The following is a 4,631-nucleotide window of genomic DNA, read 5'->3' on the forward strand; positions in this document are numbered from 1 at the left end:
GCCGAAACCGAGGAACACTTGCGGCATGACGCCCGGTCCGCGCTGGCCGACCTCGGCGCATTCGACCTCGACGTCAGATCCTCCTCCGACGATCTGCTGGCGGCTGCGGTCCTCTGCCAGGCGGCCGGGGCGGCGGTCCTGCCCTACCCGCTGGTCGAGGAGCTGCTCGCGATCGACGGCGCTCGGCTGGCCCTGGTCAATCCGGAAGCGCCGCGCATCGACCACGGCGACCTGCCCGGCGACTGGATCGCCGCCGACCTCGACGGCACGCGGTACCGCGTCCAACCGTCGTCGCGCACCAGTGCCAAACTAGGGCCGTTTCTGGTGCCGGCCACCTTGGCTGAGTCTGAGGACGTCGTGTGGGCAGCCGACGTCGATATGCATCTGATGCTGGGATCCTGGCGGATTCTGGGCGCCGTGCAGCAGGCATTGGAGATCACCCGGCGGCACGTCACCGCGCGAATGCAGTTCGGCAAGCCGCTGGCGGAATTCCAGGCCGTCCGGTTCACTATCGCCGACGCGTCGGTCGCGGTGCGCGGACTTTACGAACTCGCCAAGTACACCATCAGTCGAACCGAATCGACTGCAGCTCAGGTACATTCGTCAGACGCGCTGATACTACGGCTCAAGGCCGTCGATACCGCACGCCAGGTGCTGCGCGCCGCGCATCAGTTGCTCGGCGCGCTGGGCTTTTGTGACGAGTCCGATGTCAGCGTCCTCGACCGGCACATCCAGCCGCTGATCCGGCTGCCGGTCAGCAGCGAGATGCTTGCCCTGCGCCTAATGTCCGGTGTCCGCGGCGGTCAACTGGAGACACTCTTCTCTGAGCCAGTCGCAGCGGAGCCGGTGTGAGCCGCGCCGGCCGCGATGCAGTGGGGGCACCTCCCGCTTGCGGGGGACGGAGCGATGCTGAGGAGCGGCGCAGATGAGCACCGGAGAACTCGCGGCCGGGGAGGCTCCCGGCCAGCACGACGACGAGGTTCCGTTCGGCACCAAACTTCAGCAGCTAGCCGAACAACGGCGCAACGACACGGCTGTGACCATCGTCGCGCGCGACGGCACGGCGCACTCGATCACCTTCGCCGAACTGGATGCCCGGGCCAATCAATGGGGACGGGCGCTGGCGGCCGTCGGCGCTGAGATCGGTTCGCTTGTCGCGCTTGCAATTCCCAACTCCGAGCAGCTTGTGCTGGCGACGCTGGGCTGCTGGAAGGTTGGCGCGGTTCCAGTTCCGATGCGCTGGGACCTGCCGGATTGGGAGCGATCCCGGGTGCTGGAGGTGATCGACCCGGCCGTTATCGTCGACGAACAAAGCCGGCACACGCTGACCTCGCGCGCCACCGACCAATCGCAAGACCCGCTTCCGGCCGTAGTGTCCCCGAACGCCAACGGGATATGCAGCAGCGGGTCGACCGGCCTGCCCAAGGTGATTCTCACTTTGGCGCAGGGGATTTGGACGCCAGAGTCGTCCTTCCCGTTCCTAGCGGCTTGGGAGCCCACACCCCAGCCGCAGACCATACTGGTGCCCGGTCCGATGTATCACACCAACGGTTTCTCGCCGCTCAGCTACCTATTGGGTGGTGACCGATTGGTGGTGCTGGAAAAGTTCGATGCGGCAATCGTTGTCGACGCGATCGAACGGTATCGCATCACCAACTTCACCGCCACGCCGACAATGTTGGCGCGGATCGCGGCTCTTCCCGATATTGGCCAGCGGGATTTTTCTAGCATCGCGTGGATCCTGCAGGGCGCCGCGGTGATGCCGCATGCGCTGTTGCACACCTGGTTCGACCTGCTCAGCCCGGAGCAAGTCGTCATGGCGTACGGAATGACCGAAGGTCTGGGGATCACCGCATTACGCGGCGATGAGTGGCTTGCTCATCCGGGCAGCGTCGGCCGCGGCTTCCGAGACACCGAAGTGCGGATTTTGGACCCGAACCGTCAACCCCTCGGTCCCAATGCGCTCGGTGAGGTCTACTTACGTTCGCCGATGAGCGCCGGGTATCGCTACCTGGGTGGAGCGCCGCTGCTGCCGTCGACGCCCGACGGGTTTCGGACCGCCGGTGATATCGGCCACCTCGACGCCGACGGCTACCTCTACATCGCCGACCGCCGAAGCGACATGATCATCACCGGGGGCGCCAATGTCTTTCCGGCGGAAGTGGAATGCGCGCTGGCCGAACACGACAGCATCGCCGACGTCGTCGTCATCGGGCTCGCCGACCCCGAATGGGGACGCCGCGTGCACGCCGTGGTACAGCTCGCCGACGCCGCGGCGCCGCTGACCGAGCGACAGGTCATCGACTACGCGAAGACCCGACTAGCTGCATACAAGGTTCCCAAGACGGTGGAGTTCGTCGACGAGATTCCCCGCACGGCGGCGACCAAAATCAACCGCTCGGCGATGATTTCGGCGCGAGGTGGGTAGCGCGGAACCCCCTAGTATCGATCAATCGTCGTCAACTAGTTCGGGGAACCATGTCAGGCACTGCACGTTTTGTCGGCTTAGCACCAGACAACGCCGATCAGGTACTCAAGATCATGGCTGTCGGCGACATCGAGCTATATCACGTCGCCCCACCGTTGGGTGGTTACTCGGTGGTTGCGGCCGTGGAAACCATGTGGGCGATGCGGGCCCGTTTCGCGGGCGACCCCACGCCGCCCGAGGATCCGGTCTCGACCCGTCTGTACGGGGTAACCGGGGGCGAGGCCGCGCGCATTGAGTCGTACTGCCAGCTTCACCGTGCCGACGGCAGGAACATCGCCCGAACATTTGCCGAAGTCGGCTACCGGCTGCTGGGCAAAACGGACCCGACTTCACACGATGGGCCGCCGACAAGGTCCAGCGGCTAGAGCGAATCTGAAAAGTGCCTGTGCTGCCGCCATCGTCAGGTGAAGACGACGAACCGCTTCTTGCGGCCTGCCGACGGCCAAAGCCAACCGCGACACCGCCGCGACAGCACCAACACGACGGCCCGCACTGCCTACACCTCGCCGTCGTGGACTTCGCGCGCTGCTTAAAGCTCCGAGGTGCCTGGTGTAGTCGGCGGCTTGTTTCGCGTTTCTATCCGCGGTGCATCTGACACGCTATAAGTGAGGTCGTGGCCACAGATCCTGCACACCTTAGCGTCGCGGGTAAATTTCCCGCAGGCCGGGCACTTCTTAAAATAGTCTGAGCCGCGTAATCCCGTTGATGACTTCGCCAACGATGGGGTCCAGGGCGTGTCGTTGGCAGCGTCAATCTCAGAACCGCCGAGCGGGTCGGGGCCGTACTGGTTCGTTCCGACGCTGCCGCGCAGGCAGCCAAGTTCGACAAAGGCCCAAATGCCGACGATGGCAAAGACGATGGTACCGATGCCGCTCAGCAGAAGAACGAGCATGTTCGGATTGAACTGGTTGCCGGTCATTCCGATCAGGTCGGTAACACTCTTGATCAGGGCCGCCGCCAGGAAGAGCGCGGCAAGCCACGCGGGCCGGTCGCGGTCGTGCAGGCGTTTCACCATCAGCGCCGCCGCAGGGTAGAGGAACAGGACTGTCAAGACGAGGCTTACCAGCATGAAACGGAAGTCGGGCGGCATGATCGACACGCCCAGTAACCTTCCGACGACCAACGAGATCACGAGGTTCACCAGAGCCAGGATGATTGCCGCAATCCAATACGGCTGTCGATTGATGCGGCCGTCGAAGCTCGTGTAGAGATGACCCAGGTCCATTTATGAGTCCTTACTCGCGAATGTGCCCCATCATGCTCCGAGGTCGGTCTTGGTGGCCGACAATGCCTAGGGTGCGGCAGGATTCTTGAAAGATTCTTGGCGAGTTTCTTGCGGTCGGCGCCTCCCTGGCTGAAGTGTTCTTCAGCCAGTCGGTGCCACCATCTGCTCAAAACGTCCTGCGGCAGTCGAGGCGGATACTCAACGGTCATGACTGGCTACGATGGTGGCGAGCTGTCGGATGCCCACATCGCGGCGATGTCACCCGCTGAACGCAAGGACTTGATTCAGCGGCTGCAGCGGCCGCTCGACGAAGTGCTTCCACCAGTAATCGCGAGACGCATGCGGCGGAATCGGTTGACGCTGATGGTGGGCGGCGCTATCGGGTTGATGCCGTGGACGATTTACCTCGGCTTCACACTGCCCGCGAACTATGTCGCCCATAATTGGCCGGCGACGTGGATCGGCTTCGACTGTGTGCTCATCGCGTTCATGATCGCTACCGCGGTGCTGGGCTGGCTGCGCCGGCAGTTGGTGCTGCTTCCCGCGTTCACGACGGGGGTCCTGCTGATCTGTGATGCCTGGTTCGACCTGATGACCGCCGGGCCGGGCCAAAGGTGGGTGTCGGTGCTGACCGCCGCTCTCGGCAATCTGCCGCTTGCGGTGATCCTGATCACCGGCGCAGTGCGTATCCTGCGGCTGACAGCGACGCGGCTCTGGTTTCTCGACCCCGAGACACCGGCGTGGCGCCTGCCGTTGGTGCCGTAACTGGGTCGAGACCGACCACGACCCACCACCGTTCTGATGTGGAACGGCCTGTCAAGTGGGCGATTGAAAGTGGTTGAGCGGGGGCTTGTTTGGGTTTTGGTTTCCCCCGGTCCATGCATTGGGGCGGCAGTGGCTTGCGGGGTCAAGGCGCAG

5 protein-coding genes are annotated in these 4,631 nt (G+C 63.9%); 4 read left to right on the plus strand and 1 reads right to left on the minus strand.

The features are described 5' to 3' along the window. The 3 genes from WAN71_RS13295 to WAN71_RS13305 all read left to right on the plus strand — a co-directional run. On the plus strand, positions 1-852 hold an 852-nt coding region (locus WAN71_RS13295; protein ID WP_422225777.1), incomplete at its 5' end, for an acyl-CoA dehydrogenase family protein. A 73-nt stretch (positions 853-925) separates the two neighbouring features. After that, a complete protein-coding gene (locus WAN71_RS13300) occupies positions 926-2,428 on the plus strand; it encodes a class I adenylate-forming enzyme family protein (RefSeq protein WP_422225778.1) in 1,503 nt (500 codons plus the stop codon). 50 nt (positions 2,429-2,478) lie between these two features. Beyond that, positions 2,479-2,853, plus strand: a complete 375-nt coding sequence (locus WAN71_RS13305; RefSeq protein WP_422225779.1) for a hypothetical protein — start codon at positions 2,479-2,481, stop codon at positions 2,851-2,853. A 164-nt stretch (positions 2,854-3,017) separates the two neighbouring features. On the opposite strand, the gene WAN71_RS13310 is transcribed toward WAN71_RS13305, so the two are convergent. Next, a complete protein-coding gene (locus WAN71_RS13310; RefSeq protein ID WP_422225780.1) occupies positions 3,018-3,713 on the minus strand; it encodes a DUF805 domain-containing protein in 696 nt (231 codons plus the stop codon). A gap of 207 nt (positions 3,714-3,920) precedes the next feature. Between WAN71_RS13310 and WAN71_RS13315 the strand changes: the two genes are divergently transcribed. Continuing rightward, positions 3,921-4,478: a hypothetical protein gene (locus WAN71_RS13315; protein WP_422225781.1), complete on the plus strand. Its 558-nt coding sequence runs from the start codon at positions 3,921-3,923 to the stop codon at positions 4,476-4,478. The last annotated feature ends 153 nt before the right edge of the window (positions 4,479-4,631 follow it).

The organism is Mycobacterium sp. (genome assembly GCF_049280035.1).
Lineage (GTDB): Bacteria > Actinomycetota > Actinomycetes > Mycobacteriales > Mycobacteriaceae > Mycobacterium.

Excerpts from the sequence above, each read along its gene's own strand:
- WAN71_RS13300 (WP_422225778.1), top strand. The coding sequence starts at position 926 with ATGAGCACCGGAGAACTCGCGGCCGGGGAGGCTCCCGGCCAGCACGAC.
- WAN71_RS13305 (WP_422225779.1), top strand. The coding sequence starts at position 2,479 with ATGTCAGGCACTGCACGTTTTGTCGGCTTAGCACCAGACAACGCCGAT.
- WAN71_RS13310 (WP_422225780.1), bottom strand. The coding sequence starts at position 3,713 with ATGGACCTGGGTCATCTCTACACGAGCTTCGACGGCCGCATCAATCGA.
- WAN71_RS13315 (WP_422225781.1), top strand. The coding sequence starts at position 3,921 with ATGACTGGCTACGATGGTGGCGAGCTGTCGGATGCCCACATCGCGGCG.